Source organism: Tsukamurella sputi (genome assembly GCF_007858445.1).
Classification (GTDB): domain Bacteria; phylum Actinomycetota; class Actinomycetes; order Mycobacteriales; family Mycobacteriaceae; genus Tsukamurella; species Tsukamurella sputi.
This window is the reverse complement of the sequence record NZ_VIGV01000017.1, coordinates 1-5,261: the sequence shown is the minus strand read 5'-3', so window position 1 is coordinate 5,261 and position 5,261 is coordinate 1. Positions and strand designations below refer to the sequence as shown.

Sequence of the window (5,261 nt, the reverse complement as noted above, 5' to 3'; positions counted from 1 at the left end):
TCCTGTATCTAATTTTAGTCCGGCGGTGTCCTACTCTCCCACACCCTCACGAGTGCAGTACCATCGGCGCTGGAGGGCTTAGCTTCCGGGTTCGGAATGGAGCCGGGCGTTTCCCCTCCGCTATGGCCGCCGTAACACTGCGAAACAACACACATGTGCTGTCTCAGACATTGCATAGTGGACGCGAACCAGAACATGTCTGGTTTCTGTTTTTGTTACACGCTTTTCATTCTGTGAGCCATCAGTGCTCGTTTTGGCGAATGTTATGTGTGTGGTAAGCCCTCGACCGATTAGTACCAGTCACCTACACGCATTACTGCGCTTCCAGTTCTGGCCTATCAACCCCATAGTCTGTAGGGGGTCTTACCCACTCAAGGTGGTGAGAATCCTAATCTTGGAACAGGCTTCCCGCTTAGATGCTTTCAGCGGTTATCCCTTCCGAACGTAGCCAACCAGCCGTGCTCCTGGTGGAACAACTGGCACACCAGAGGTTCGTCCGTCCCGGTCCTCTCGTACTAGGGACAGCCTTCCTCAAGATTCTAACGCGCGCGGCGGATAGAGACCGAACTGTCTCACGACGTTCTAAACCCAGCTCGCGTGCCGCTTTAATGGGCGAACAGCCCAACCCTTGGGACCTACTCCAGCCCCAGGATGCGACGAGCCGACATCGAGGTGCCAAACCATCCCGTCGATATGGACTCTTGGGGAAGATCAGCCTGTTATCCCCGGGGTACCTTTTATCCGTTGAGCGACACCGCTTCCACTTGCCGGTGCCGGATCACTAGTCCCGACTTTCGTCCCTGCTCGACCTGTCAGTCTCACAGTCAAGCTCCCTTGTGCACTTGCACTCAACACCTGATTGCCAACCAGGCTGAGGGAACCTTTGGGCGCCTCCGTTACATTTTGGGAGGCAACCGCCCCAGTTAAACTACCCACCAGGCACTGTCCCTGAACCAGATCATGGTCCGAGGTTGAGGTATCCAATACGATCAGAGTGGTATTTCAACAACGACTCCACGAACACTGGCGTGCCCGCTTCACAGTCTCCCACCTATCCTACACAAACCGAACCGAACACCAATACCAAGCTATAGTGAAGGTCCCGGGGTCTTTTCGTCCTGCCGCGCGTAACGAGCATCTTTACTCGTACTGCAATTTCGCCGAGTCTGTGGTTGAGACAGCAGAGAAGTCGTTACGCCATTCGTGCAGGTCGGAACTTACCCGACAAGGAATTTCGCTACCTTAGGATGGTTATAGTTACCACCGCCGTTTACTGGGGCTTAAATTCTCAGCTTCGCCTTACGGCTAACCGGTCCTCTTAACCTTCCAGCACCGGGCAGGCGTCAGTCCATATACATCGTCTTACGACTTCGCATGGACCTGTGTTTTTAGTAAACAGTCGCTTCTCTCTGGTCTCTGCGACCCCCCACAGCTCACGGAGTAAATCCGGTCACCATGCGAGGTCCCCCTTCTCCCGAAGTTACGGGGGCATTTTGCCGAGTTCCTTAACCACAGTTCTCTCGATCTCCTTGGTATTCTCTACCTGACCACCTGTGTTGGTTTGGGGTACGGGCCACATCAGATCTCGCTAGAGGCTTTTCTCGGCAGCATAGGATCATGGAATTCGCCGCAACGGCTACGCATCACCTCTCAGGCTGTATGAGATCCGGATTTGCCTAGATCTCGCCCTACAGGCTTACACCAGTACAACCACTGACTGGCCCCACTACCTTCCTGCGTCACCCCATCGCTTGACTACTACCAGCCGAGGTCCCGTGCATCCACCACACGCCACCCGAAGGTGATCCAGCGGCTTCAGGACGGTTAGTACAACTGATTCATCATGGGCGATCTGACACGGGTACGGGAATATCAACCCGTTGTCCATCGACTACGCCTGTCGGCCTCGCCTTAGGTCCCGACTCACCCTGGGAGGATTAACCTAGCCCAGGAACCCTTGGTCATCCGGAGGACACGTTTCTCACGTGTCATTCGCTACTCATGCCTGCATTCTCACTCGCACAGCCTCCACAACTAGGTCACCCTGCTGCTTCTACGGCTGCACGACGCTCCCCTACCCACCCACACCAAAGTGTGAGTGCCGCGGCTTCGGCGGTGTACTTGAGCCCCGCTACATTGTCGGCGCCCAGCCACTAGACCAGTGAGCTATTACGCACTCTTTCAAGGGTGGCTGCTTCTAAGCCAACCTCCTGGTTGTCTTCGCGACCGGACATCCTTTTCCACTTAGTACACGCTTAGGGGCCTTAGCCGGCGATCTGGGCTGTTTCCCTCTCGACTACGAAGCTTATCCCCCGCAGTCTCACTGCCACGTTCTCACTTACCGGCATTCGGAGTTTGGCTGACGTCAGTAACCTGTGAGGGCCCATCGGCCATCCAGTAGCTCTACCTCCGGCAAGAAACACGTGACGCTGCACCTAAATGCATTTCGGGGAGAACCAGCTATCACGGAGTTTGATTGGCCTTTCACCCCTACCCACAGCTCATCCCCTCAGTTTTCAACCTAAGTGGGTTCGGGCCTCCACAACATCTTACTGCTGCTTCACCCTGGCCATGGGTAGATCACTCCGCTTCGGGTCCAGACCCGGCGACTCAAACGCCCTATTCGGACTCGCTTTCGCTACGGCTACCCCACGACGGGTTAACCTCGCCACCGAGCACTGACTCGCAGGCTCATTCTTCAAAAGGCACGCCATCACCCCACAACGAGGGCTCTGACGGATTGTAAGCACACGGTTTCAGGTACTATTTCACTCCCCTCCCGGGGTACTTTTCACCTTTCCCTCACGGTACTTGTCCGCTATCGGTCGCAAGGTAGTATTTAGGCTTACCGAGTGGTCTCGGCAGATTCACAGCGAATTTCACGGGCTCGCTGCTACTCGGGTATCCATCAAGACAGGCACCACGTTTTCAGTTACGGGACTCTCACCCTCTCCGGCGGGCCGTTCCAGGCCACTTCACCTAACATGACACTTTCTTACTGTCCTCCAGCCAGGTAGAGCTGAAAAGATGAACCCCACAACACCACACACACAACCCCTACCCGGTATCACATGTGCATGGTTTAGCCTCATCCGCTTTCGCTCGCCACTACTCACGGAATCACTATTGTTTTCTCTTCCTGAGGGTACTGAGATGTTTCACTTCCCCTCGTTCCCTCCACACCGTCTATATATTCAACGGCGGGTAACACCACATGACTGGTGCTGGGTTTCCCCATTCGGAAATCCTCGGATCACAGCTCGGTTGACAGCTCCCCGAGGCATATCGCAGCCTCCCACGTCCTTCATCGGCTCCTTGCGCCAAGGCATCCACCGTGCGCCCTTAGACACTTACAACACACAAAACACACACCAAACCCGAGACAACCCGAAAGCCATCACAAACCTGATGCGCCCTTCATGACGTCAAGCGCCAAAAAAACACAACAAAATGCTTACACAGAAACATGTAAAATTACAGAAACATAACACGGACAACCCACACAAACGTGCGAGAAGCCATGTTGATGCTCGCGTCCACTATACAATTCTCAAACAACACACACCACCACACCGCCACCAGACAGAACCACCCCGGGGCCCGAAAGCCCCCAGCCGATCCCTACGCCGGCGCAGACACGCAGCAGCACACAGAGAAGACGTATCCTCTCAGACACCCAACAGTGTGCCGACGAAACCCCACCAACCGGACGAACCGGCGAAGTAGGCGATAAGAATTACCGTGTCAGTGTTCCACCCAATAATATGAGCGACCGCCAAACCACGATCGGGTTTGATACGGCACTTAAAGCTCCTTAGAAAGGAGGTGATCCAGCCGCACCTTCCGGTACGGCTACCTTGTTACGACTTCGTCCCAATCGCCAATCCCACCTTCGACAGCTCCCTCCCACAAGGGGTTAGGCCACCGGCTTCGGGTGTTACCGACTTTCATGACGTGACGGGCGGTGTGTACAAGGCCCGGGAACGTATTCACCGCAGCGTTGCTGATCTGCGATTACTAGCGACTCCGACTTCATGGGGTCGAGTTGCAGACCCCAATCCGAACTGAGACGCGCTTTAAGGGATTCGCTCCACCTCACGGTATCGCAGCCCTCTGTACGCGCCATTGTAGCATGTGTGAAGCCCTGGACATAAGGGGCATGATGACTTGACGTCATCCCCACCTTCCTCCGAGTTGACCCCGGCAGTCTCTCACGAGTCCCCACCATTACGTGCTGGCAACATGAGACAAGGGTTGCGCTCGTTGCGGGACTTAACCCAACATCTCACGACACGAGCTGACGACAGCCATGCACCACCTGTATAGAAGGCACAAGGCAAACCGAATCTCTCCGGCGATCCTCTATATGTCAAACCCAGGTAAGGTTCTTCGCGTTGCATCGAATTAATCCACATGCTCCGCCGCTTGTGCGGGCCCCCGTCAATTCCTTTGAGTTTTAGCCTTGCGGCCGTACTCCCCAGGCGGGGTACTTAATGCGTTAGCTACGGCACGGATCCCGTGGAAGGAAACCCACACCTAGTACCCACCGTTTACGGCGTGGACTACCAGGGTATCTAATCCTGTTCGCTACCCACGCTTTCGCTCCTCAGCGTCAGTTACTGCCCAGAGACCCGCCTTCGCCACCGGTGTTCCTCCTGATATCTGCGCATTCCACCGCTACACCAGGAATTCCAGTCTCCCCTACAGTACTCAAGTCTGCCCGTATCGCCTGCAGGCCCGAGGTTAAGCCTCGGGTTTTCACAGACGACGTGACAAACCGCCTACGAGCTCTTTACGCCCAGTAAATCCGGACAACGCTCGCACCCTACGTATTACCGCGGCTGCTGGCACGTAGTTGGCCGGTGCTTCTTCTGTAGGTACCGTCACTTGCGCTTCGTCCCTACTGAAAGAGGTTTACAACCCGAAGGCCGTCATCCCTCACGCGGCGTCGCTGCATCAGGCTTTCGCCCATTGTGCAATATTCCCCACTGCTGCCTCCCGTAGGAGTCTGGGCCGTGTCTCAGTCCCAGTGTGGCCGGTCGCCCTCTCAGGCCGGCTACCCGTCGTCGCCTTGGTAGGCCATTACCCCACCAACAAGCTGATAGGCCGCGGGCCCATCCTGTACCGCAAAAGCTTTCCACCAACCCCCATGCAGGAGAAGGTCATATCCGGTATTAGACCCAGTTTCCCAGGCTTATCCCGAAGTACAGGGCAGGTCACCCACGTGTTACTCACCCGTTCGCCACTCGTGTACCCCCGAA

The 5,261-nt window shown here is 55.7% G+C and carries 3 rRNA genes; all 3 read right to left on the bottom strand.

Annotated features, from left to right (window positions below):
• Nucleotides 1-17: 17 nt before the first annotated feature.
• Nucleotides 18-134 (bottom strand): 5S ribosomal RNA (rrf, locus tag FK268_RS22915).
• A 136-nt stretch (nt 135-270) separates the two neighbouring features.
• Nucleotides 271-3,356 (bottom strand): 23S ribosomal RNA (locus tag FK268_RS22910).
• Between the two features lie 462 nt (nt 3,357-3,818).
• Nucleotides 3,819-5,261, bottom strand: a 16S ribosomal RNA gene (locus FK268_RS22905); the annotation flags it as partial.